The sequence below is a fragment of the Paenibacillus sp. USDA918EY genome, from assembly GCF_009870825.1.
In the GTDB taxonomy this organism is placed as follows: Bacteria; Bacillota; Bacilli; order Paenibacillales; family Paenibacillaceae; genus Paenibacillus_AQ; species Paenibacillus_AQ albilobatus.
The window spans coordinates 102,921-127,886 of sequence record NZ_WTWY01000019.1; the positions used below are offsets into that span (position 1 = coordinate 102,921).

A 24,966-nucleotide genomic window follows, 5' to 3' on the forward strand; every position below is an offset into this window, starting at 1 on the left:
GTCTATTTGTGCATGATTTGTGCGAATTCCCTGTTCGGGCAAGGCAAAAACCGCATACAATGCGAAATCGGGCTGCATATGTTGGATGTGGAGGGATCGATGGGTATGATCGAAAAAAAGCCGCGCAGATTTTTATTGAGTAAATGGACGAAAACAAAGGCACTCCTGACAAGCGATGAGGTGAAACCGTTTATTCCGGATACTCGCAGATTCAGTAAACCTACCTTGAAGAAAATGCTGGAGCTTTACAAAATGGTCTACGTGAAACCCGAGGTCGGGACTTACGGCAAAGGGGTTATGCGCGTGCAGCGCCTGAATGCCGGTGCGTACAAATACCAAACGGGGACGACGGAAAGAACCTTTGGGGACTATGAAAGCTTTCACAACTCGATTCGGAGTATAACGGGGAAGAAAAGTTATCTCATTCAAAAAGGCATTCATTTGTTGAAATATAATAAGAGGCGTTTTGATATACGGGTCATGGTACAGCTCAGCCCCAAAAGGGAATGGGAAACGACCGGTCTCATTGGCAGAGTGGCGCATCCCGGAAAAATCGTGACGAATTATCACAGCGGGGGCACGCCCATGGATGTCAAACCTTTACTTACCGCCCACCTCTCCGGCAGTGACATGAATAAAGTGATACATCGCTTGACCAAACTTGGCGTATCCACGGCAAAACACCTCCACAAAAAATACCCCGGGATCAGGCAAATCGGATTGGACGTTGGATTCGACGATTCTTGGACGCCATGGATTATCGAAGTGAACACGAATCCGGATCCTTTTATATTCAACAAATTAAAGGATAAGTCGATGTATAGGAAAGTCATGCGTTACAGAAGGGCTGCCGGGAAGCACTAGAATCAAGGCGGGAACCACGGGTTCCCGCCTTCATCTTTTTCCAGTCATTTCAGATGCTGTCTGTCTTGTTTAAAACAAACGCTCGAGCTCATCGATCAGCGATCCGACATAAGCCGCGGCGTTCCGGATCGGTTCCGGTTTCGACATATCCACTCCTGCGAGCTTCATCAAATCGAGCGGGCTCATGGAGCCGCCGGCCTTCAACACTTCGAGCCAACGATCCACCGCAGGCTGCCCTTCCTCCCGGATCAGCTTGGCAACCGCGGTTGAAGCGGTAAGCCCCGCAGCGTACGTATAAGGGTACAAGCTCATGTAGTAATGCGGCTGGCGCATCCAGGTCAACTTGGCATGGTCGTCGATCACGACATCCTCTCCCCAGAACGAAGCCAGAATGTCTCCCTTCAGTTCGCATAATTTCACGGCCGTAATCGGGACGTTTTGCGAGGCAAGATCGTAGACCCGGCGCTGAAGTTCCCCTTCGAGCAAATGGGTGACAAAGTTGTGGTAATACGTGCCGAGAAGCTGGGAAATCACCCAACGGCGCATTCTCGGATCGTCGGAACGTGCCAGGAGATGATCCGCAAGCAGGAGCTCATTCATCGTCGACGGAGCTTCGATAAAATACAGGGAAGGCCGATAGTTCGTTATTCGCTGGTATTTGCCCGCCAGCATCAGATGACCGGCGTGCCCCACTTCATGGGCCATTGTAAACGCGCCTCTCATATTGTCCGCCCAGCTGATCAGAATGTAAGAATGGACTCCAGGTATGGAGCTGCAAAACGCTCCCGTTCTTTTTCCGGCGTTATCCGCGTAATCCACCCAACGGTCGCGGAATGCGGCCGAAACGATTTCCCCGTATTCCGGACCGAGAATCGACAATGCTTCCTTGATCAATTCCCCCGCCTCTTGGAAGGAGATGGCCGGGCTGAATTCCGGGTCGAGCGGCGCCTTCAAATCGGCGAACGTCATTTCGTCCAATTGAAGCACCCGCTTCTTAAGGGCAGCATATTTCCGCATATGAGGAGCAAGCTCCTGCTGCAAAATGTCCAGCACATTGTTGTACATTTCTTTCGTCACCTGCTGCGGCGTCAGCAGCATGTCTGTCACGGAGTCATATCCGCGCAGGCGCGATTCGATCACTTGCCGTTTCACTTCGGTGCCGTACGTCTCGGCAAACGTATTGCGGTATTTATGCAGCGTTTCGCTAAAAACTTGAAACGAATTGCGGCGCAAAACGGTGTCCGGCGATTCGACGTACTTGTTTTCATAAAGCGCAAACGATACCGGCACTTCCTGCCCTTGACCGTCTTTGGCTGTAGGGAACGTCATGTCTGCCAGCTTGCTGCGTTCATAGATGCGGTATGGCGCCCCTAATACCTCGCCCAACGATGCCAGCACCTTTTCCGTTTCCGGCGTCAATCTGTGCGGTTTGGTTTGCAACAGCAGCTTGAGGCTGCGTTCGAATTCCCGGAGCGCAGGTTGTTCTTTTATGTACTGTTCGATCATTCCGTCTTGGAGTGCGATAATTTCGGATTTGATAAACGACAGGGCCGTGCTCACCAGCGAAGACAAATCACGCGCCTTGGCGGCGTTGATCTGGTTATCGGGGTCGATGCTGTCTCCGGAGAGAAGCAGATGCGCATAAGCCGAGGTCCGGCTGACTCTGCCCTGAAGCTCTTCCTGGGCAAGAAGACAAGCCAGCAGCGTGTCCGCTCCTTCGCCGAGCTTTCCTTCAAATTTTGCAACGGAGGCGATATCCTGTTCCACCGCCTGCATTTCATTTTCCCAAGCCTCTTTGGTCGGAAAAATATCGTTCAAATTCCATGTGGTTTCCACTGCCACTTCCGCGCGGGATAAAATTTTCGACATACGTGTGCACCTCTCCCTTTCCATGAATTGACCAATGTTTAATAGCACCAATAAATCCCATTGTAGCATACATTTCTATGTCATTACCTGCATATTTCCGCCCGCGGAAAATTTCCCTTGAAGGCTGGAAGAATCACGGAATGCCGCTTATGCCTTGTGCGAAAGGCAGCAGCTCTTTCCCTGAGATGTTTTCAGCTTTCGCCAATGCGGGCGCATTCATATAACCGCTTATCGTCGTCCAGTACATATCCAGAAGGGACACATCGTATGCGGCAGCCCGGCCCGCATCTTCGCTAAGATGCACGGAAGCACCACCGATCGTTGACAGGACGGAACGATGAGCCTCAAAGACCGCCTTGGAGCCGCTGTACAATACGGTGGCCGAGTTCTGTCCGATCGTAGTAATTGGCGTCATGATCGCTCCGTCAAGGTAATCGATTCCGTGCCCGGCCGCCCATTCGGCCGTTTGGCGTGCGCGAATCGGCGAGTCGGATGTCAGATTTACCAATGTCCGTCCTCTTAACCCTTCACCGATCGGTTCGACGATATCGTGAACGGCGTCATAATCCCGGACGCACACGATCGTCAGCCGGCTTGCCGCAACGGCTTCGGCGGCGGTCTTCGCGAGGACTGCCCCTTGATCGGCAAGCGCCTCGGCTTTGCCGGCCGATCGGTTCCAGACGATCGTCGGATGCCCTGCCTTCAGAAAAGCTCCGGCCAATGCCCGTCCCATCGGACCGAGGCCGATAACGGTCACGGGAGGATGTTTGTCGTTTGCTCTATTCCCTTCGTCACTTTCCAAGTTTCCCCTTTGCGTCATTTCCGTCATGATATGACTCCTCTCCGTTCTCTTCCATCTTAAAACGTTGACATTGTGTCAAGGTCAACTCCTATGTTTAGCGCCCTTTCCGACGAATATAAAAGCAGCAACTAAATCCCGTTGCTCATCGTTGGAATGCAGGGAAAGCAGGCACACAAAAGCGCTGGATGAAGCGGAAACGGAATTTTTTTCAGTACTTCGGGAGTGAACTTTATTTAATCTTAAAGAACAATTAAGGTTATACTCAGGTTTCTCGTTTACAATGACATTAGGCTGAAACTCTCACACCCATAACCTAACGCCTACGACACGCACCAAAAAACAGGAAAAGAGGATTTTAACCATGAACATAAAGCGAGTGATGATTGTCGGAACGATGGTAGTGATTATGTCTTTCGGAAGCACCGCGTTAAGCGGCTCCATCACAAGCGCATGCCCGGCACTAAAATGGTCTTTTTCTACAGGCAATTCAGAAAAAGACGATCTGCTTGAAGCACTCAACCAATCATCCGACGAGGAACTGTATGAATCTTTGTACGAAGGCAAATCCTTGCATGATATCGCGGCCGAACAAGGCGGAGATATCAACGATGTCATCGATCTTCAAGTCTCGCAGCTAGCCAAGCAGCTGGATGACCGCCTCCGGAGCGGAAGCATTACACCCGAGCAGCATGCCGCCCACAAGGCTGAGCTCAGGGAAATCGTCGAACAGAGCGTCTTGACTTCCTTCGGTTGACGACAGGTACATAAGGAAAGAAGCTCGCGTGCCATAAACGATATTTTTCAGGAAAATAAGAAAAACGTCTATCGACGCGCTTTCACAGAAGAACAGACCGCGCTTGGCGGAAATTTTTCTTGAGATATAAGGACGCAATCACTTCGAAACTTATACGTTTCTTATATCTTCAAAAAAGGACTTTCTCCCAACCGGAGCGTTTTCCGCTGGTTCCGATGGGAGAAAGTCCTTTAGCTTTTGCAGGCATGGTCTAAGTTCAGGTTCGCGCGAACCTCCGGAACAATTTTCGAATCCACCCGACGACTACCGGCAGCAGCATGAGCGCGACAACCGCGCCCAAAATCAGATATACGATTTGGTTTTTCCGTTCGTGTGAGACCATCCGGTCAACGCTCGAACCGATCAAAATGACGCGCCGTTCGTCTTCGCCCGGCAGCTCAAAAGGCTCCAAACGGCCGTTTTGAGCCTGGCCGATGACCGTCACCCGGTCGCCCGGCGAGACGGCGTAGTATCCGTAAGCGGTTGATTTCGGTTTTTCGACGAGAAGCGGCCCCTTAATGTTGGATAACTGCTCGAAGGGAACCGTCGTAATATCCAAAGGCAGCCAGTCGGCATAAAAGCGGAACTCGTCGGATTCAACGGATACCCCGTTGATCTTCAGCGTACCCCAAACCGAGGGCTTCTGATCTTCATTCAGCTCGTATGAGCATCCTCCTCTACTGCAATGCCAGTTGAACTCTTCCTTTTGAAGGAGTGCGTAACGTTTCCGAAGCTTGCCTTCATCCGTAAACGCAGCCGCACCTTCAGCCGTACCTTCAAGCCTGACCATCCCCGTCGTATCGGCGGTCAGTTCCTCGACCGGACGGGCATTCAATATGATCGACGTCAGCCTGGTCGTATTCCAATAAGCTAGAATGCAGCCAAAAACCACAACGAATCCAACGGCTTTTAACAATCCAAACCAAAACCGGTTGGCCCGGCTTTCTTTCGATGGTTTACGTTTGTTTTTGTTTCTGTGCCCCGGCCTTCGCGAACCTCTGCCGTTGTTTTTATGTACTGATGCTAACACTGTTGCCAAAACTATTGTTCCTCCCCTCATAAAGGCTGAACCTTTGTCATTGTAACATACGCTCGAGAGAAGTGAATGTTTCAAACGCACCGGTGTCGGAAACTCATCAAAACAATGATGTCTGAAGCGAAAAAGGCGAAAATCCCGGAGTCGTCCGGTATCCCGCCTTTCAATGAACGAAATTTATAATTGCTACTTTTTCAACGTGATGTTAAAGGTCGAGCCCGCTTCCCCTGCAAATACAACCACTCCGTTTTTCGGCAGAACGGCGTCGCTCTTGCCGCTGATGACGGTAAAGTTCACGCAGGTCCCTGCTTCGTCGTATACCGCAAAGGAACCCTGTTCCGGCATGTTGACGCTCATGGTTTTGCCTGCGGCTCCCTCCGGAACGGTAAACCATCTGGCATAACCGTCGGGCTGAATCGTTACCGTGGACTGCTTCCCTTTATAGAGCGCTTTTACCTTTTCCCCGCTGACATACAAACTTCCGGCCGCTTCCAGATATTCGCTGCCGTTCTCTTTAAAGAAATGATATTCCGCCGTATCCCTGCCGCCCACAGCCGGAATCTGCACCTGGCTAGCCGCTGTGTCCGGGCCGGAAATTTGATTTGCTCCGAAATATCCTTTCAGGTCGTCCGAGCGGGTGATTTTTACCGTCGGCTTAAGCATGTACATGAGCGAACTGAATTTTTCGTTGATCGGATAGAATTCCTGACCTTCCCTTTTTGCCCAAGCTTTTTCCGCATCCTTCGCAATCGGATGATCCTCAAGCTTCTCCGCCATATAAGTGGACACGGCCACTTGCCCTAATCCCGGGATGCTGGTGTATTCCCTGTCCCATAGATAGGTGCGTCCGTTTTTCTCCGTAACAAACGCAAGCTTCGCACTGCCTTCAGGATTCACGAAGGTGCCGTCCGCCGTATATATGAATTTTTGCTCCGGAAGCCCAGGCGTGTTCGGCACCGAAAGCGTAAGCTCCCCGGTTTTAATGGCGATTTTGATTTGTTGGTTGAGGTAACCGTAATACCCCGCGTATTTCTTTACGTCGCCCGGCATATCCGCCTTGACCGGCTTGCCGAACGATTTTTCCGGCTTGATTTCCTTGATCGTCCCCTTCTCTTTCAGCGCTTGAAGCAGCAGCTCGGTAGCCAGCATCTGGTTTGTCGAACTGCTTCCGCCCGAGGACAACACGGCGGCGGCCATATTCTGCTCCGGCAGCACGACCAGCGAGGCATGGTACAAGATGGTGTCCCCGCCTTTGGTCAGTGCCTTGATGCCATAATCGTTAAACGGATACAGCCTTACGCTGTCCCAGCCTAGCCCGAAATCGACGGAATTGTCGGCGTCTTTCGGCCACAATCCTCTTTTGTATTCCTCCTGCTGCATGGCTTGAACCGACTTGTCGGTGAGGATGCCCTTTTGCTGTCCCGTGAAGATTTGCGAGAACCGCGCCAGATCCTCCGCCGTGGAATAGATGCCGCCCGTGCCGATCACATTGACGGTTTCATTCGGAAGCTGTGTATCGAATCCCGGGTAATAAAGCCCGGCAAATTTGCCGGGTTCCATGACATCCTGCGAAGTTATCGTATGGTTCATGGACAACGGCTCGGTAAAATTTTGATGAATGAATGCGGTAAATGCCATGCCGCTGACTCTTTCGACAAGAATTTCGGCCAGCGTAAACCCGTCGTTGCAGTAAACCGAAAAGGCTCCCGGATCCGCCTTTAGCCGTTGCACGGATAGCTGCTTCAGCAGCGTATCATGCGCATACGTGTCCGGGTCGTCGAACAGAAAGGAATTGCCCAGGCTGGAGCCCTGCAAACCCGAGGAATGATTCAGCAGCATGCGCGGCGTGATCTGCTTATACCGTTCGTCTTTCATTTTGAAATCGGTTATGTACTGCACAAGCGGGGCATCCAGATCGATTTTCCCCTCATCGACAAGCTTCATAACGGCCGCCGTCGTAAACATTTTGCTCGTGGAGCCGATGCCGTACAACGTATCCTTGGTCAGCGGAATTTTGCCAGCCTTGTCATTGAGGCCCGTTTGCCCCGAAGCCAATAAATTGCCGCCGTCCATGAGTGCATATTGGACGCTGGTCGTTCCGTATTTTTCGGTGAGCAGCGCCGCTTTTTCGGCAGCGAATTTCTCCAAGCCTTGAACCGATGCAACGGCCTTGCTATCTGCGGCCAGCGCCGATGTCGGAACGAGCGGAGTCAGAGCAAGCGCGGCGGCGAGCAGCCAGATGAACCTTTTTTTCCCCATGAAAAAACCTCCTTTAGATACGAATCTCATAAACTAGTACGTTTTACCGAAAAAAATGGTTCAACTTTCCACTGAAAAAGACGAAAAAAATTGACCATTTTGCGCCGGGATGCAGTTCCCTGGATCAAAAGAAAAATGCAGGAGCGCCGCACGTTCAGCCAAAGGCGGTTCCTGCATCCTGATTTTTATGTTTCAACGTTTATGCTGACGGCCCCATCCGCCAGCCCTTTGGCGGAAGCCTTAAGCCTTATTTCCCCGGATTCCGGCTTGGACTGGACGATTGCCAAACATTTGCCGCCCCGGGATGTTCTGCGACGCCCTTTGTAGGGTTCATGACAGCGGAGATCGCCGTTGTCTACCCCAATGACGGCCCCTGCACCTTCCCAATCGAAGGAAAGCTCGAATTCCCCGTTCGGAACGACGTTTCCCTCTTCATCCACGATGCATGCCTCTACGTGGGCGATGGCATTCCCGTCGGCCGCCGGAACCGTCTGATCGGCATTCAGCATGATTCGCGCCGGTTCTCCGGCCGTATGCAGCACGTGCTCGGATACTTTATGGTCGCCGTTTCGTCCGATTGCGCGGATGGTGCCCGGAATATAAGGCAGATGCCATTAATAGAGTCGCCGACCAGCTTAATAAATCCGACGGCCGTATTGATCCTCAATGCCGGATTTGCGGTAAAAATACGAATTGACGACGTCTCTCCATTCCTTGGCATGCGCAAGCTGGATCCGAAGCCGTTCCGACACCGCTTCATAACGCTCCGCATCGATGCGCCCTTCCAGTTCGCGCCAAAGTTCGATGAACGCCTTCACGCCTTCCACCCCTTCAAAATGGCTGTCGTAAATATGCTGGATGACCGTTTTGCCGGAATGAAGCATATGGGTGTACGGGACGTGGTGGAAAAAGAGCAGCAGCTCGTCCGGACAGGACTCCAGCGACTCGTAACGCTCCATGTTTTCTTTGGCATATTGAGATGTAAACCCAGTTCCGTTTTTCAAGGTACGATTAACGCCCATTCCCTGGCAATCGGCATAATGGTACGTGCCCCATACGGAATACTCGTAACCGTCGACGTTCGGGCCGTAATGATGCCCGGGGTTCACCATCCATCCGATTCCAAGCGGCGACGTATAGCTTTCATAGATGTGCCAAGAGTCTGCAAGCATGGACCGCAGCGCTCGGAAGATCGTCTCATCCTTGCCGAAAGTGAGCCGGACCCACTCCGCAGTGATCGCTTCTTCCGGCAAATCCGGATTCCACGCCAACCGCCCGAAGCCGTAAAGATTCGCCTGCGCCAGCGTATGCCCGGTCCAGTTCGGATCGTTTCCGACGTTGATGACCGCGGCCATTCCGGAGTATGCATAAGGATGCGTTTCCCCGGCGACGACCTTTTTCACTTCCGATCCTTCGCCCCGCGCGAACGTATCGAAATCGAGCACTTCCTTCCATTGCGGAACGAGATATACAAGATGTTTTTGCTGACCCGTGTATTCCTGCGTAATTTGGAACTCCGCCATTTGATTGGTTTCCGGCATCGCGCCGAGAAGCGGGGAAACCGGCTCCCTGACCTGAAAATCCATCGGCCCGTTTTTGATCTGCAGCACGACGTTTTTCTTGAATTGGCCGTCCAGAGGTTTGAAATGATCATATGCGGCGCGGGCCCGATCGGTCGTTCGGTCTCTCCAATCCTGAAGGCAGTTGTAGACGAAACATCTCCACACCACGATGCCGCCGTAAGGTTCGAGCGCTTCCGCGAGCATGTTCGAGCCGTCCGCATGCGTCCGGTTGTAGGTAAAAGGACCGGGCCGGTGCTCCGAATCGGCCTTTACGACAAAACCGCCGAAATCGGGGATAAATCCGTAAATTTCGCGGGCTTTTTCCCTCCACCATGCCCGCACGCGGGGATCGAGGGGATCGGCCGTATCGAGCGCCCCCAGTTGGATCGGGCTGGCGTAATTGATGCTGAGGAATAAAGCGATTCCGTAACCGCGGAAGATTTCGGCCACCGCCGCCACATCCGGCAAAAAGCGGGGCGTGATCAGCAGCGTTTCGGTATGGTGGACATTAACGTTGTTGATAGCCGCGCCGTTGATTCCGATGGAAGCCATAAGCCGCGCATAATCCCTGATCCGCGCCCGATCCCGAATAAATTCGTTATCCTTGAAAAAGATCGATCCGCCGGCGTATCCGCGCTCGATCGAGCCGTCCATGTTGTCCCAGTGGTTCATCATGCGCAGCCCGTTGCGAGGATTTTCGAGGATGTTAAGATTTCCGCCCAAATCGCCGGTTTGCAAGAGCCTCAGCAAATGGAACGTGCCGTACAGCACGCCTTTTCCGGATTTTGCGGCAACGACGATCGATTCTCCCCCGTTTTCGGCGATCGTCTGAATCGCATACCCTTCTTCATTCAGCGCTTGCCGGGGCACAAGCTCCTGCAGCCGCAGCGACAAAGCCTCATCGAATTGGACCAGCCGGATCATGTTCGTATCCATGCCATCCGGATCGTCGGTTATTTCCGGCGCCATCCCGGTCATTTCCGCAAGGCCGAAAGCCAGTTCACGCACCGCGGTAGCGACCTGATCCGACGCACCGTGGACCGCCATCCTTTTCAAGCACCTTATTTCTTGCAAGGATTCATCCCTTGCGTACCTCAGCCAACATCGGTCGGCGGCCGAATAAGGAAGTTCGTTGTTTATTGCAAACATTTTGTTCGTGTCCCCCTTCGCTTCTCCTCTTCCCTTAGACAAAGTAATGCGGGTACTTTTCCTTCAACATATCCTGCTCGATCACGACAAGCCGCAGATGATTCTCCATCATTTGCATGGCCTGCTCCTTCTCTTGCCCTTCGATCAAACGGTAAATTTCTTTATGCTGCTCAATGATGTTCCTCCAATTGGAATCTTTGGACAGCCGAAGCAGCCGGAGCCGGTTGAAATGGATATTCAGCTGCTGAATCATTTTCCAGGTCCGCTCTTTCCGCGTCGCTTCAAACAAAATCTGATGGAATTCCTCGTCCAGCTCAAACAGCTTGTAATAATTGTTTTGCGTCGCGCAGACATCCTGCATCACGATGTTGGCTTCCATCCGAAAGCGGTATGGTTCCCCGAATTGCTCGCATGCCAGCGCCACGATTTCCTTCTCGATTTTTTCCCGGATAAAACGGCCTTCCTCGACATGCTTCAGGTTGATCCGGGAGACGACGGTACCGCTTTGCGGAATGATATCGAGCAATTCCTCCTCCGCCAGCTTCATGAACGCTTCCCGGACGGGTGTCCGGCTGACGTTCAGCTCGTCCGCGATTTCTTTTTCCGAAATTTTCGTTCCGGGCTCAAGCTCCAGGTGAAGAATCTTTTCCTTTAACAGGTTATAGGAATACGCGCGGGTCGATCCTTTAATCTTTTGCTCAGCTGACATACCGTAACCTCTTTCTGCAATCGCTTCATTTGTTCCTATTTTACATGATTTGCAGCGGCGTCGGAGTGTTTATGAAATGGACCGGTATGCCTGGAAACCGTTCTTCGATCATCTCCGAAAGCAGCTTCATCCCCGGCGCTTCGCTGGCGGCATGCCCGAGCAAAAGGAACGAACGGCCGCATCCTTGGGCGGCTGCGTCCCGGACATATTCGGGCGTCTCCCACTCGGGGCCTTCCCCTGCAAGCAGGAGATCGACATGTTCCTTCTCGTACAGAGGAATGGCGATCTCGCCGCCTCCACGATATCCTACGGCGATGCCGATGGTTTGACAGGCGGATTCCAGGCTGCCTGCCGCGCGCAGGTACGGTAGATGAAGCCTGCTTTTGACATGGAAGGCGATGTCGCAGCCCCGCCGCGCTTCAGGCAGGGTCACCACGGCCGCGGCCCCAACGTATTTGTGCTCATGTCGCTCCCAATCCAGTGCGCGCAGCAGCCCCCGGGTGATCAGGTCGGGACTGGCCATGTGCGGATGATCATGATACCGGTAGATGGTCATGCCTGCCGATTCGATGAACCTCTCCTTCACCTGTTGTACCCGGCTGTGGCCGCCCGCCCCCTTCCCGCCTTCCTGATGGCGGTAAAATACGCCTTCATGCGAAATGAACAAATTGGCTCCCAGCGACGCCGCTTCCCGAATGGCTTCGTAGGAAGCGATGAACGATACGGCGATGCCGCGGACGGCCGCTTGGCCGGTGCCTGTGGCGAGGCGATCGACCGTTGACTCAAGCCGCCCCGCCGCAGGAAGTTGATCAATGACGTCCTGTACGGTGATGTTCAAGTTTTCCCCTCCGTATTTCGTATGTAATTATCGATTTTAGCTCTCCTCGGATTAAAGCTGCCGTTTTGGTCGACGGGCTGCCGTTTCAACGCGAAACGGCAGCCCGGACCGTTACTTTTTCTCTTTGTACTTTTTGTACGTGTTGTTGGTAAGCTCAAGATAGCTGTCGAGCCCCTGGCCTTTCAGCTCATTGATAAAGGCGTCATATTCGGATAGATTCCGTTTCAGCAGCAGCGCGAAAATAATCGGCACCGGAAACGTGCACAGAAGCGTTAACCCTCCGAGGATGAGCGAATTCGAGAAAACTCTCCAAAACGTCGGATCCTCGATAAACATGCGGAAATAATGCAGCCCGACCCATTTCTCACCGAAGATGCTCCCGCCGGGGACAAAACGCCTGAAGGCGATGACGTTGCCGATCATGGGCCCGTATTTGAAGATGAGCAGGTAGATTACGGGTATCACCAGCAGCGAATACAGCTGCCAATCTTTGCGCAAGGCCGAAAAAACCGCGTGCCGCTTGCGCTGATTCACGGCGTTTTCCGGCGGCAAAGACGGGCTGAAGGTTTTCGATTCCATTTTCCCTATCACTCCAATCTTCATGGGACATGCTGCCGACGTTTCTTCGGCTTCTTTTCGGAACGGGCATCGTTCAAGCAAAAAAATAGCGTCTCCCCATTATCTTTAAACGCTTACAAAAAGGGTCCGTTTTACATTGTTGAGTCTGGAATGACCTTAATGACGGATGGATCGAAAAGGAATGCCGCTTTAGGCCGGATCGCCCGATTCAAGAACAGTTTAATCAGAATACTAGTATAACTAGTATGGTAGTTAGTTGGGTTTTATTGTAAAGGACCTTTTCCGTGAATTCAATCCTTTTATTTTATTTTTTGGCAAAAAAATTTTCGATGATCTTCAACGATGCGTTGTTCGAATGAGTCGGGTCCGGCTGATGAGTAAGGCTGCCAGACTAGACCAAAAGCGAAAACCCACCGTCAGGCCCCTGCCTAACGATGGGTTGGAAATAATTACATATTATTCAGGCTCAAAGGCGAACGCCCGGTTCAGAGGACAAGTTTCATCCGGTTTTTGGACGGATCTTCCGTTATCCACGCGCCCCCGTCTTCTTGAACGGACCCCCCCATAGACTTCAACCTCTGTACCGCAGCCGTTCTTGCCGCCTCGGTCGGATAAACGATATCGAAGGAGATCAACCCGACGCTGTTTTCCGCGGGCGCCGGGGCACCTACCCCATTCCACGTGTTGAGTCCGATATGGTGATGGTATTGGCCGGTCGAGATAAATAGCGCCTGGTTGCCGATCCGGCTTACGACCTCAAAGCCCAACCCCTGGATATAAAATGCTTCCGCTTCCTGCAAGAAAGAGACATGCAGATGGATATGCCCCATGAGCGTACCCTCGGGAAGCCCTGTCCACTCCTGTCCGGCCCCTTCCGGCAACAGATTCCGAATATCCAGGGCAACGGTATCCATTACGACTTCCCCGTTCCCCCAAGCCCACGACGAGGACGGTCGGTCGGCATAAATTTCGATGCCGTTTCCGTCCGGATCCGCCAAATAGAGGGCTTCGCTGACCAAATGGTCGGACGCCCCTTGGAGCGGGATGTTATGCTGAATAAAATGCTGAAGTACGCAAGCCAAGTCCGAACGCTTCGGCAGCAGAATCGCAAAGTGATATAAACCCGTCGTGCGCGGTTGTTTCGGCATAACCTGTTCCGGCTGCTCGATCGTCAACATCGGGGTTTTGCCATCCGCCGTCAGGACCGCCTTTCGTTCCGATTGCTCCAGCACGCCAAATCCGATCACATGCCGATAAAAAGCAAGCGATCGCACCAAATCGGTAACCTTCAAATGAACCTGGCCTATAAAAGTGTTGGGTTTGCTATGAAATGTCGTCATGAATGGAGACCTCCGGGTTGAATTATTCTGCTTTCGAGCGGAAAAACAAACGGTCCAACGCGAACAGCGATGAGCCGGCGATGACGAAATAAACGGAGATGATCAGCAGAGCCATATCAATTTCATACCCCGGCATTTGATCGTTTCCCAAAAAACCTGCGGCAAACTTCACCTTGACCATGGCTCCGGCCAGAATGACGGCAAACAAAAACGAGATCACCCGCGTTCCGAGCCCCAATAGGACGGCAAGGCCGCCCACAAGCTCGATCGTTGCCACAACGTACGCGGCAAACCCGGGCAAGCCCAAGCTTTCAAAAAATCCCGCAGTATTGCCGATACCCCCTTGAAACTTGGCAAGTCCGTGAATAAAAAAAGCAGCGCCTAAAAATACCCGCAAAAACAATGCGCCGATATCCTGTTTTCTTATCATGGTACTAGATCCTCCTGATCGCAAACAAAACATTATTTTCGTAAGTAAATCACTTTATGTTTGTGATTATATTTTTATCAGCGGATAATGTCAAGTAAACAACTGTATTTTGTGCGTATATATGACCGAAGGACGCTCAAAAGAAGAAAAACGGACGACATCCTGTCGTCCGTTGACTTTTCGGATATCGCCCCTGGCAATCATTTTAAAGAGTTTGAGAATTTTGTCATAAGCTTCGCGGATCGTCCGATTCATACGCCGAATGGTGGCATAAGTCCCTCATTTGAAAACTTCGATCGGAATCATTTCGATAAGATTGAGCATACGACCGTCAGGATCAACAACGTCAAACATGACATGTTTGTTCCAGGGAGAATCCCATGTTTCGAGTTCCGACACCCGGTATCCCTGGGTTTGCATCATGGCATGCAGCCCCCTCGCATCAACGCATTTAAAATTAAAAAGATTCCTGGTCGATGCGGCGATCGGTTCGTCGGTTTCGGCTAAAGTCAGCAGAGCCGCATGCTCGGGGTGCGGATTAAAAAATAGTGTCGCTCCGCGCTTTCCCCCGCCCCAATCTTCGATTCCCCGGCAAGTCAGTCCGAGTCCTTCAGAGTAAAAAGCGATGGACCGCTCCAATCGGCTTACCGGAATAAAAACGCTGCCGATCTGTTGAATGCCCATTATCCTTGCGCCCCTTTCTCGCCGCGTTTATTTGCCGCCCGACTTCGAATAATGCTCCAAGAGCGCCGTCACCGGAATCCCGTCGATGGTCATCCCGTCGAGGCGGCAGTTGCTAATGTTAACATCACTTAGGTTGCACCCTTCGAACCTGGCCGTGCTGAGATCGCAGTCCCTAAAAACGACCGGTTCCACGTTAACCCACCCATCGGTGCCGGGCTCCTCATCCAATCGGCTTTGGCTGGCCTCCGGCCGCCGAATATGCTCAAATACCGTTCCGCCCATCTGAATTTCGTCGACATGAACGCCGGCAAAATAGATATGCTCCAATTCGGCCCCTACGAAGTTCACATGCCTCAGGCGGCTGCTCCGCATGTCGATGCCGTGAAGGTCGGCGTTTTGAAAGCTTGCCATCCGGACGCTTTCGCCCCACAGATCTTGAAGGACATGCCCTCCCTTTTCATCCACGACGATTTTGTCCGTAAGACGTTTATCCTTCGCCCGCCGGCGGACCGGAAAATGCATCTCAAATACGGAACGCTCGTCATCCGCGCCAAGATAACGTTCGTCATGACGTTCGAATTCGAAATCGTCCACGGCATCGTATTCCGCCTGCCGCGGAAACCAAAAACCGTGGAAATAGTCCCAAACCTGACCGAGCCCGCTTGCTTTCCCGCGATAAGTAACGACGACAAAGTCGTTTGCCGGGACCGTCACTTCCGTCATCCCTTCCGGCAGCGGAGCCTTCGACTCCGCCTCGACCTCCACCCCGGCGACATAACGAAAATCCTGATGAGGTCCAAATGGAGGGTCGTACCTGTACAATCCGATCGTTGCAAAAGGCTGTTTAACATCGGCAATCTCCCGCAACCGCGGCATGACGCCTTCCCAAAACGCCGGAATGGCCCGCTCCGCTTTTGTCGTTTTTTGGTCGATGAACGTCTCCGCACCGACGATCCGGCGATCCCTACCCTTGCGGACCTCGACGTTCATGATTCCGGGATATCGGTCCGGGGCGAGAAGCTTCGATTCGCTCAAAATCGGCGCGAAAATGTCGAAATCGAAGCTGTCGATCTCGTCCGCCGGAATGTCAAACGGGTTCATCGGATTGAGACGGTTCATTTCAAATCCGAAGGAGCCTTCACGCGTATCCCTTGCATAGGTCCCTTCCGCAAACCATCTGAATAGGGCGTCGTAAGCCGCCTCCATTCGGGTGCGGTCCCCCTGGACGGTCATTTTTGCAAACCGCTTGGCCGGGATGGTGATCGCCTCAAGCTCGGCAGGCAGCCCGCCGAAATGATGCACCGCCATGCCTACCCACAACGTCGTCACTTCCGTCGCCCACTGCCACTCCGGAATGAAGACGTAACCGTGCTGCCGCTCTGCTACCGCCGGATGTCCGTCGAGCCATGCGGTTACTTTGGCCCAAGCTTCGCGAACCAGTTTACCGTCTCTTGGAACCCGCAGCACCGCGGCTTTTATTGCCGGCCTTTCTACAATTTCCACGTTCACGGCGTCACCCCCGCATGCTGCTGGCAAACCATCACGATGTTCCCGTCCTCATCCCGAATGTTAAAAAACGAAACCTGCGGAAGGCGTTGAATGCCGTAAGTTAAAGAACTGCTGATTTGTCCGGCCATCGGTTTAAGGTCCTCCTTCAATTCATTTTCGCAACGACAACACGATTGCCGTCCGGATCAAGGAGGGCAAATTCGCTCAGGTCAGGGAAATAACAGGGTTCGCCTGCAAACTGAAAACCTTGCCCCCGGGCAAACGCCAGTGCGGCGTCAAAATCGCCGGTTTCGAAATAAAGCACTTCCGTAAACGATTCCTGGTTCAAATATCGGTTATGGTCAAGCAGCAGCGCGGCACCGGATGCCGCAGGAACGGAATAAATCCTTTGCTCCGCAGCGGCTTCGTCATACGGCACGCCCAAAAGATCGGAATACCAGCGGGCGGCCTCCCGCATATTTTTTACATCGACAAAAACGCCGCCGATGCGCGGCTGGATCGGACTTTGCCCCTTAAACGCCTGATCGGCATCCCTCTGATCAACCCAGCAAGCCATATGCGTGTTCCCCTCCGGATCCCGGAAGTTGAAAAATGCCATCGATCCGTGCCTTTCCGGCTCACAAATCGGTTTCCCGCCCTTCTCCCGGACATACCGGAAGGCATCGTCGATATTCTTCGCTTCGAACATGATGCGAGGCATCATCCCTTCGTTCCAGTCCGGATTTTGCCGGTTCACCGCATCCGAATCTAGAATCATATGCGTGCCTTGAAAATCAAACCAATAGACGGGGCCGCCGTTCAACCGTTCCTCCATCATCGGCAGACCCAGCAAGCGGCTGTACCATTCCGCCGATCGGCGCAAATCCGTCACGTGCACAAACACGCTGGCGACCCGATTCACGAGCGGAATATCGGCAGCCGTATGAGAAACGCTTTCGTGATTAACCAACGGAAATCATCTCCTTTTCCGAAATACGGATCGTTAACCCTTCAGGGGATGTGACGTCAAACAATTGGATCCCATCCCGATTGCGGCACGGGCCGGCTGCTACGCCCTTTCCGCATATTTGCCGGTAAGCTTCGCGGATATCGGACGACTGCAGCGAATAATAGGCTCTGCCGTTCATGGCTTGCACCGCTTGGCGATGTTTCCCTTCGTCCATGCAAATCATCGTGACGATCGTTTCTCCTTCGCCGATCATCAGATCGGCTCCTTGTCCCCAATGGTTATGCAGCTGAAAGCCCAGGACGTCCGAATACCAACGGATGGAAGCTTCAAGATCCTTGACGGGAAGAAACACCGCAAGAATGCGATGGAACATCGGCGGGAGGGGACGGGGGCTAGGCGTGTAAAAGAGCGAATGTTCCTTTTCATGGCAAATGCCGACCACATTGCCGAAAGGATCGGCCATTTCGCAAACGTTCATGTATGGCGTGCGCATCGTCTCCGTTGTGCGAATTCCCCTGGACTTGAGCCACTCCCCGTGAAGATCAACCCAATGCGTATAAAAGTTGAAGCATGGAACATGTCCCTCCGCATCCAGATGCAACTGCGGCCGGAACGGTTCCCGTTCCTCCGGCTCCGTCAGCGTCAGCCATGTTTCGCCATCATGGATCTTGAGATCGATCTCTTTGCTGCCCCGCCTTGCGATTTGGAATTCGAATTCGCTCGCGTACCACTCCGCCGCCAGCCTGGCGTCCGGAACCGGCAATAGCACCCTGTCGATGTGCCGTATCGTTGTCATCCCGGGTGGCATGGATTTCCTCCTCTCTCCTCACGACCGTAATTAGCCTGTTTCGTTGTAATAACGATTAAATGGATTCGAACCATACACGTTCATAAAAAACATTTCAAAAAAAAGATTCGCTTATGAGCAGCAGATTGCCGTCGGGGTCATGCAACGTAAAGAAGTATCGCCCATCCCGGGAATGGATTTCCGCGATCCGGCAACCGTTTTCAAAAAGGCGCAAATAAGCGTCGTAAATCAGCCTGGGATCATGGCGGCGGAACGCATCGGTAACGGAGGCGAGCAGCTTGGCGGTTGCCCCTACCCGGCTTTGCTGCATCGGATAGGCGCCGGCGGCGGTTCTCTCCGGCTCGCGAAGCGCCAGAAGGCGCAGCCGCTTTCGCGCCCTTGAAAGGGCGACCTGGACCGATCCTTCCGCCATGTTGATGCAGAACCCCGCTTCTTTGGCAGTCATGCCGAATACGTCGCACAACAACACGATGACAAACGGTTTGGGGGTCAAGCGATACATCAGCTCTTCCAGCATCTCGCGCGTAATCAAGGGGTCCGAGTCGGCGGGAGCGGCCGGCGCATCGGCGGGCTCGAGTTCCTCGAAGGATAAGGATGCTTGCCGCCGGTGAAGGCGGCAGCGGTCGATCCAAAGATTCCGGGCGATCCGGAACACGTAGGCCTTACTCACAGTAATCTGCGGTGCTTTCCCATGGCGGTTCAGGACGCGGATCATCGCCTCCTGCACAAGGTCCTCGGCTTCCCACTCCATTCCTGCCAAGGATCGGCAATACCGCAGCAAATCGGGTCTTAGCTCGGTCAAACGTTGAGCGAGGTCGCTTGAATAGGAAGAATAAAGGGGTGTCGTCATCTCGTTTGGCTCCATCATTTCATAATGAACTCCATAAAATCGCAGCATTCTCTCAAATTGATTTGATTTTACCACACATTTGTTCCCATTTTCCATACATTTCCTCAAAAGAGAGGGTGCAAACGATCGGCCTCGGGTGCTACAAATAAAAAACGCCCTTGATCTTCCCTAATCAGGAGATCAAAGGCTGTAACGTCTAAGCACGCGCTATTTGCATGATATCCACCAGCATCTTCCATCAAAACGCGCCGTCAAACGCCTGTTCCATTTGCTTCGCCTCTTTGGAAACGGCAAAGAAGACGAACGGTCCTTTGGACTTCAGCACATGGTTTTCCACCAGAAAATATTCCTCCGGGCGGTAATCTTTGAATTTTATTTTTTGCGCGGCGATCCGCTGCTCGATATTCTTTTGGACTTGTTCCGTCTGCCGGGCGTCCTTCAGCTTAATGACCGCCAATTCGTCCGCCCGTACATTCGATGTTGACGTGTAAAGGATGAAGCCGTCCAGGTTGTCGGGATCGATTTTGTAGAGCTTCTTCAGCTTCTCCCCGTCCCTTTGTTCCATTTCCTTCAAATCCGCCGCCTGCTCGATTTTAGTTCCGAGCTCTTCGATGGAAGGTGCGGCATCGTTTTTGTCCGCCTTGCCACCGCATCCGGACAACAGGGCGACGGCGGCGGCAACAGCCAAAATGGAGGCAAGCAAAGCCCTTGTTCTTTTCCACGATGTTCTCATGTATGATCACTCCAAATTTAAAATGGATGGGTCTTCGAAAAACGTGTTCACGTTGTATAACAGCAGCATGTCTTGAATCCCCTGCTCCTTCACGAACGCCGCCAGGTCGTCCTCGTAATACCGCAGGTCCGCGACGTCGATTTCGCCGAAATGCCCCAGCAAAAACGGAATGAAGCTGTTCGCGTACGAATCCTTGACGACCAGCAGCTTTTTCCCGTTCGGACGGGCCGATTGGATCCGGATCAACGCGTGGTTCCCGTTCAAAAACACCGCATACTTGTCTTTTTTCTGAAGCTGATCCATCGCGTACAGCGAATCCGAGGTCTGCCCTTCGCCAACATACGTTACGGTGTATTTTTCCTGCTCTTTGGGCAGGTACAGCTGAATGCCGTCGGGACGCAGATGCCTGAAGCCGCTCTTTGAATACAGCGATCCGTAAAATCCGCCGGTGACTTGCCGGATCCGGAATCCTTCCTCGTTTTGCGGTTTTAATCCCATTTGCTTGCAGAGCTCCAGATAAGCTGCATGAGCGCCTTGGGTCGTCCAGTGATGGTCGGTTTTATAAAAAATGGGCTGATCCCTTTCGGCGTATAAAGCGGGGAATACATCGACAAAACGGATATCGGAAGGCAGCTTCTGCCGGATTTGCCCCAAATAAGCCTCTTCGACGCCGGTTTCGGCGTATTTCGGCAGCTTGTCTTGAAGCACGGCCGCTGCCGTAGGAACGATCATGGCGTATTTGCGAAGGCCTGGCGTGGCGTCGTCAAACGCATGGACGGCTTCCATCTTGGCCTCCAAATCTCCCTCCGCCGGCGGTACGAACTTCTGAATCAAGTACCCGTCTTTTCCAAGATAAACGCCGTTGCTTTCCTTTTTCCCCAGCAAGCGGTCCGTATCGGTTTTCGCGCCGATCCACAGGTCTCTGAAAGCAAATTGGTCGGACACGTATTTTTCGAAGTCGGAAGTAAACGTCCCCGATAGCAGTGCTTTCAGCGAAAAACGCGGCAGCTGCACAAGCATCCGGTTCTCGGATTCCGAAAAGGCCCGATCCGGGGACGCTATATTGAAAATAGCAATCAAGCTAACAAAAAACAGCAGCAGCAAAGCCGGTAATGTTTTGTTAAGTTTGTCGTAACCGTTCATGTCCGCCTCCTTTAAAATCGAAAGTATAAAAACGGATTGTACGTTTCATTGACCAAATAAGCCGTCGACAGGAACATGAACAGAACGTATAGAAGCGGAACGGCAACGGCGCCGGCGATTTTCCATCTATTTTTCACGTAGGACAACACCTTGCCCGGAAGAGGGGTCGCGCAAAGCGCCAATACGGCCAGCAATACGGCATTTGCTGAAAGATCGTAAGAAGCCTGCCGATCGGCAAATCCATTCCCGTAAACACCGAACATTACGCCGATGAAACGCCAGGCGGAAGCCAAATGCTCCATTTCGAACAACACCCAGCCAAGCATGACGATCAGAAGCGTGTAGACATGGCGGATCCATGCGGGAAAGCGCTCAAGCCACCGCAGCAGGAACAGCTTTTCGATCATCACGAAAAAACCGAAATACAATCCCCAGACGATAAAATTCCAGCTGGCGCCATGCCATAAGCCGGTCAAAAACCACACGACCAGCACATTCCGAAGCTGCTTCGCCATCCCCTGCCGGTTGCCGCCAAGCGGTATATACACATATTCCCGAAACCAGGCGCCAAGCGATATATGCCATCTGCGCCAAAATTCCGTCACGCTCCCGGATATATACGGATAACGGAAGTTTTCCATGAAATCGAATCCGAACATTTTGCCAAGCCCGCGAGCCATGTCGGAATACCCGCTGAAATCGAAATAGATTTGCAGGGTAAAGGCGATGATGCCAAGCCAGGCGGACAGGACGGAAAGCTCGGCGAACGGCTCCGCTTTGACGCTTGTCCACAGCAACCCGATATTGTTGGCCAGCAGCACTTTTTTGGCGAGGCCTCTCATGAACAGCTCCGCGCCTTCGCCAAAACGTTCCAACGTAACTCTTCGTGACTCCAGCTGCCCCGCGATATCGCCGTATTTGACGATCGGACCGGCCACAAGCTGGGGAAACATCGTCACGTAAGCCCCGAAGGATATGATGTTGCGCTGTACCGGCACCTTATTCAGATATACGTCAACGACATACGACATCGTTTGGAACGTATAAAAGGAGATGCCTACCGGCAGCGGCAAATCGGCCGTTTGCAGATGCAGATGAAACAGCTGGTTGATGTTGTCCAAGAGAAATCCGGCATATTTGAAGAACCCGAGAATGCCTAAGCTTCCCGTCATCGAACCTATGAATACAGTCCTTGCGATCCCCTTTCGGTGCCTATACTTATCGATCAAAAGACCGTTAAAGTAATCAAACACCGTTGAGAATACCATGATCAGAATGTATACGGGCTCCCCCCAGGCATAAAATATCAAGCTTGCGACAAGGAGGATGACGTTCCGCAGCTTCCTCGGCGAACCATAATAAACCAGAAGGGTGACGGGCAGAAAAAGAAACAAAAAGATAAGACTGCTAAAAACCAACCCGCGCCACCTCCAAAACAGACTGAACCGTCGGCATGTTATTTCGTTTGCTCCTTCAACAGCTCCAGCAATTTTGTATAATAGTCGGGTTTAAAATGAATTCCGTCCGCATCATAGAAATCGGGGCTGTTTGAAAAGATCGGCGACAAATCGACAAAAGAGGCGCCTTCTTTGCCGGCCAGCTCTTTGACGGCTTGATTGTAATCGCCGATATTTTTATACCGAGGCTCCATTTTTATAGCGTCTTCCGTTACCGGTGTCACCGACAGTAGTGTAATCCGGGTTTGCGGAAGCTTTTCCTTGATCATGCCGATCAACTTCGCGTAGTTTTTCATGGAGTAAGCTATCGGGTCGTCCGCCCTCCATAAAATATCGTCCGAACCCAATTGGATAAAGACCTGCTTTGGATTGCGCTTGGTGAGCTCGGCGATGTCTTTAAGCGAAAATTCCGCCGTTTTCCCCGCGCCGGCAAGCACGTTTTTTTCGTTCAGCACGTCATGGAAGGAAAGCCCCTCCGTAATGGAATCCCCTAAAAATACGCTGTCTTGAAAAATGGTTTTGAACGAATTTGCATCCGATTTCTGCATATCCGCCTTTTGTTCCTGCGCCTGGGAGGCTTCAGGCTCTTGAACCTTGTCGTTCGCCGCTGGGTTTCCGCACGCCGCCAGCGCCAACGCGACACTCCCCATCAGGATTGCAGTAGTGATTTTTTTGTTCATATCGATCTCCCTCTCTTTATCCAAGCTTCAAATATTCTTTGATTCCGTCCAGAATGGAGCCGGCGATCCGGTATTGAACCCCGCTATTTTGCATTTGCTCCTCTTCCTGCGGATTGGTTACATATCCCGTCTCGATGAGAACGGCCGGCATAAAGGTATCCTTCACGACGAAGTAATTCTCTTTTTTGACACCCCGATCCCGAAACCCGCTTGTTTCCACCACATGGCGCTGCATGATCTCGGCCAAAGGACGGGAATCTTCATGGTAGTAGTAAGTTTCCGTGCCGGACACGCTTGGATCCTCATACGTATTGCCGTGAATGGAAATAAACAGATCCGTGCCCAAATCATTGGCGAATTTCGGCCTGGCGCGGTCAATCGAGGATATGAAACGATCGTCCGCACGGGTCAGGTAGACCTCGATTCCGGGCTCCTGCTTCGCCAGCTCCTCGACTTTCAGCGCCAGCTGCAGCGTCAAATCCTTTTCAAAACGTCCGCTTGCCCCCGTCGCGCCGCGATCCTTGCCTCCATGACCGGCATCGATGACGATTTTGTACGGCGTCCCCGGCTGATGGGATACAGCTCTGTTTTCGCTTAACAGGCGTATCATTTGATGGTTTTGTTCATTTTTGCCGCGGCTTGCAGTCCCGTCACCCGAGCGGATGTTGCACAACAGGACGATCAGCGCCGCAGACAATAAGAACGTTGCGACAAGTATGGCTTTTCTCACACACTCTCTCCTCCTCACGAAAAAGAGTTTAATCGCGCGAGATCAAGATAAAGTGCAGATCATATGAAAAAGATTTATAGATTCGGGCTTAAAAACAAAAAAAAGGAGCGCTCCCTGCAAGACCGCATGGTCTCCCGGAGAAGCTCCTTCATTCAATCGAAGCCTTCAATATGCATGGCCGCGATTATATTCGATGATCCTTTTGAAAATTCATATGGAAATGCCCGTCGTCGTTGTAAACGCCAAAGCGGTAACCTTTTCTCTGATAAAACGCGATAATTTCCGGAAGAACCTGCAGCGTTTGCGGCTTTTCATGCAACAACACCACTTCCAGATCGACTTTCGTCGCTTTTTTGATGTTTTCGACGATTTGCTCCGGATGGTCCTTCAGCTTCCAATCGTTCGAGTCGATCGTCCAATCCCAGATTTTGATCCCTTCTTTGGCGATTTGATCGCGAAGCTTACGGTCTTCGAGTCCCGGAGCCGAGCCGTACGGCGGCCGCACCAAATGGGGATTTTCGCCCGTGAGGTCATGGATGAGCGCCAGATTTTCTTTCATTTCGGGTACAAATTGCTTTTGATCGTAAAGCTTTTTATATTGATGGGTCATGCTATGACCCCCGACATAATGGCCCTCCCGTACCGCGCGTTTGACGAATGTTTGCAAATTCTGATGTTTCAATTGGCTTCCTTGCATAAAAAAGGTTGCCTTGACCCCCTGCTGATCGAGCACGTCCAAAATTTTACCCGTCCAATCGCTGGGACCGTCGTCAAACGTCAAATAGACAACCTTCCCTTTCGGCCTGCCATTTTCTTTATCTTGAACGGCCTTGCCGGCTGCTTCTGCCGGTTGCCCGCCCGCGAACGTTTTTGCGTGCTGCTCAGCAACTATCTCCCCGTCAAACGTCATCCATCTAAAAAGGCAAAAACCGGCCAGACAAAACGCCGCAATCATCACGACCAAACGTCTGCGTTTTTTGGCTCCTGGCGTGTTTCCGTTCGGGTTACGATCCGTTTTTATTCCTGCTGTCATGATTCCATCTCCCCTCTATCTACAAAAAGATTAATAGAAAGAGATGCAGAGCAGATGCAGATGAAATCAACATCAATTAAAAATAAAAAGCGCAGAACCGAAGATTGATATGCTCCCATCATAGTAGACAGTAGAAAAAATAAAAACTTCTACTACTTCA

The 24,966-nt window shown here is 52.2% G+C and carries 25 protein-coding genes; 2 read left to right on the top strand and 23 right to left on the bottom strand.

Annotated elements, in window-relative coordinates; genetic code table 11:
• Positions 1-99: 99 nt before the first annotated feature.
• A complete protein-coding gene (locus tag GQY55_RS26650; RefSeq protein WP_236575888.1) occupies positions 100-864 on the top strand; it encodes a YheC/YheD family protein in 765 nt (254 codons plus the stop codon).
• Positions 865-933: 69 nt separating this feature from the next.
• On the opposite strand, the gene pepF is transcribed toward GQY55_RS26650, so the two are convergent.
• Complete coding sequence (gene pepF, locus GQY55_RS26655; RefSeq protein WP_160044948.1) at positions 934-2,733, bottom strand: oligoendopeptidase F; 1,800 nt, start codon at positions 2,731-2,733, stop codon at positions 934-936.
• A 133-nt stretch (positions 2,734-2,866) separates the two neighbouring features.
• Complete coding sequence (locus tag GQY55_RS26660) at positions 2,867-3,562, bottom strand: NAD(P)-dependent oxidoreductase (RefSeq protein ID WP_201452246.1); 696 nt, start codon at positions 3,560-3,562, stop codon at positions 2,867-2,869.
• Between the two features lie 334 nt (positions 3,563-3,896).
• Between GQY55_RS26660 and GQY55_RS26665 the strand changes: the two genes are divergently transcribed.
• The gene (locus GQY55_RS26665; protein WP_160044949.1) at positions 3,897-4,289 is read left to right on the top strand and encodes a hypothetical protein; all 393 of its coding nucleotides are present in this window, start codon (positions 3,897-3,899) and stop codon (positions 4,287-4,289) included.
• A 256-nt stretch (positions 4,290-4,545) separates the two neighbouring features.
• On the opposite strand, the gene GQY55_RS26670 is transcribed toward GQY55_RS26665, so the two are convergent.
• From GQY55_RS26670 to GQY55_RS26765, 21 genes are all read right to left on the bottom strand, one after another.
• Positions 4,546-5,367, bottom strand: coding sequence for a hypothetical protein (locus GQY55_RS26670; RefSeq protein ID WP_160044950.1), 822 nt, complete (start codon positions 5,365-5,367; stop codon positions 4,546-4,548).
• Positions 5,368-5,550: 183 nt separating this feature from the next.
• Entirely contained in the window at positions 5,551-7,623 is a 2,073-nt protein-coding gene (locus GQY55_RS26675) for a serine hydrolase domain-containing protein (RefSeq protein ID WP_160044951.1), read from the bottom strand.
• A gap of 185 nt (positions 7,624-7,808) precedes the next feature.
• On the bottom strand, positions 7,809-8,165 hold the full coding sequence (locus GQY55_RS26680) for a hypothetical protein (RefSeq protein WP_236575889.1): 357 nt from the start codon (positions 8,163-8,165) through the stop codon (positions 7,809-7,811).
• A 93-nt stretch (positions 8,166-8,258) separates the two neighbouring features.
• Positions 8,259-10,334: an alpha-glucuronidase family glycosyl hydrolase gene (locus GQY55_RS26685; protein WP_160044953.1), complete on the bottom strand. Its 2,076-nt coding sequence runs from the start codon at positions 10,332-10,334 to the stop codon at positions 8,259-8,261.
• A 34-nt stretch (positions 10,335-10,368) separates the two neighbouring features.
• On the bottom strand, positions 10,369-11,043 hold the full coding sequence (locus GQY55_RS26690) for a GntR family transcriptional regulator (RefSeq protein WP_160044954.1): 675 nt from the start codon (positions 11,041-11,043) through the stop codon (positions 10,369-10,371).
• Positions 11,044-11,083: 40 nt separating this feature from the next.
• Entirely contained in the window at positions 11,084-11,881 is a 798-nt protein-coding gene (locus GQY55_RS26695) for a Nif3-like dinuclear metal center hexameric protein (RefSeq protein ID WP_160044955.1), read from the bottom strand.
• A 111-nt stretch (positions 11,882-11,992) separates the two neighbouring features.
• Positions 11,993-12,460 (bottom strand): hypothetical protein, encoded by a 468-nt coding sequence (locus GQY55_RS26700; protein ID WP_236575891.1) that lies wholly within the window; start codon positions 12,458-12,460, stop codon positions 11,993-11,995.
• Positions 12,461-12,945: 485 nt separating this feature from the next.
• Positions 12,946-13,800, bottom strand: a complete 855-nt coding sequence (locus GQY55_RS26705) for a VOC family protein (protein ID WP_160044956.1) — start codon at positions 13,798-13,800, stop codon at positions 12,946-12,948.
• A gap of 22 nt (positions 13,801-13,822) precedes the next feature.
• Positions 13,823-14,230, bottom strand: a complete 408-nt coding sequence (locus GQY55_RS26710; protein ID WP_160044957.1) for a DoxX family protein — start codon at positions 14,228-14,230, stop codon at positions 13,823-13,825.
• A gap of 279 nt (positions 14,231-14,509) precedes the next feature.
• Positions 14,510-14,914, bottom strand: coding sequence for a VOC family protein (locus GQY55_RS26715; RefSeq protein WP_160044958.1), 405 nt, complete (start codon positions 14,912-14,914; stop codon positions 14,510-14,512).
• Positions 14,915-14,941: 27 nt separating this feature from the next.
• Entirely contained in the window at positions 14,942-16,423 is a 1,482-nt protein-coding gene (locus tag GQY55_RS26720; protein WP_160044959.1) for an effector binding domain-containing protein, read from the bottom strand.
• The gene (locus GQY55_RS31860; RefSeq protein WP_268895066.1) at positions 16,420-16,551 is read right to left on the bottom strand and encodes a hypothetical protein; all 132 of its coding nucleotides are present in this window, start codon (positions 16,549-16,551) and stop codon (positions 16,420-16,422) included. The genes GQY55_RS26720 and GQY55_RS31860 overlap by 4 nt, the downstream gene beginning before the upstream one ends.
• A 17-nt stretch (positions 16,552-16,568) precedes the next feature.
• Positions 16,569-17,372, bottom strand: a complete 804-nt coding sequence (locus GQY55_RS26725) for a VOC family protein (protein ID WP_160044960.1) — start codon at positions 17,370-17,372, stop codon at positions 16,569-16,571.
• Positions 17,365-18,168 carry a VOC family protein gene (locus GQY55_RS26730; protein WP_236575892.1) on the bottom strand — a complete coding sequence of 268 codons (804 nt, stop codon included), beginning with the start codon at positions 18,166-18,168 and terminating at the stop codon, positions 17,365-17,367. The genes GQY55_RS26725 and GQY55_RS26730 overlap by 8 nt, the downstream gene beginning before the upstream one ends.
• A 106-nt stretch (positions 18,169-18,274) precedes the next feature.
• A complete protein-coding gene (locus tag GQY55_RS26735) occupies positions 18,275-19,048 on the bottom strand; it encodes an RNA polymerase sigma factor (protein ID WP_160044962.1) in 774 nt (257 codons plus the stop codon).
• Positions 19,049-19,268: 220 nt separating this feature from the next.
• Positions 19,269-19,763 carry a DUF4358 domain-containing protein gene (locus GQY55_RS26740; protein ID WP_160044963.1) on the bottom strand — a complete coding sequence of 165 codons (495 nt, stop codon included), beginning with the start codon at positions 19,761-19,763 and terminating at the stop codon, positions 19,269-19,271.
• A 6-nt stretch (positions 19,764-19,769) separates the two neighbouring features.
• Entirely contained in the window at positions 19,770-20,906 is a 1,137-nt protein-coding gene (locus GQY55_RS26745; RefSeq protein ID WP_160044964.1) for a DHHW family protein, read from the bottom strand.
• Between the two features lie 11 nt (positions 20,907-20,917).
• On the bottom strand, positions 20,918-22,324 hold the full coding sequence (locus tag GQY55_RS26750) for an MBOAT family O-acyltransferase (RefSeq protein ID WP_160044965.1): 1,407 nt from the start codon (positions 22,322-22,324) through the stop codon (positions 20,918-20,920).
• Between the two features lie 38 nt (positions 22,325-22,362).
• Positions 22,363-23,043 carry a GDSL-type esterase/lipase family protein gene (locus GQY55_RS26755; RefSeq protein WP_160044966.1) on the bottom strand — a complete coding sequence of 227 codons (681 nt, stop codon included), beginning with the start codon at positions 23,041-23,043 and terminating at the stop codon, positions 22,363-22,365.
• Between the two features lie 16 nt (positions 23,044-23,059).
• Complete coding sequence (locus GQY55_RS26760; RefSeq protein WP_160044967.1) at positions 23,060-23,773, bottom strand: N-acetylmuramoyl-L-alanine amidase family protein; 714 nt, start codon at positions 23,771-23,773, stop codon at positions 23,060-23,062.
• A 184-nt stretch (positions 23,774-23,957) separates the two neighbouring features.
• Positions 23,958-24,794 carry a polysaccharide deacetylase family protein gene (locus GQY55_RS26765; protein ID WP_373309298.1) on the bottom strand — a complete coding sequence of 279 codons (837 nt, stop codon included), beginning with the start codon at positions 24,792-24,794 and terminating at the stop codon, positions 23,958-23,960.
• Between the last annotated feature and the right edge of the window lie 172 nt (positions 24,795-24,966).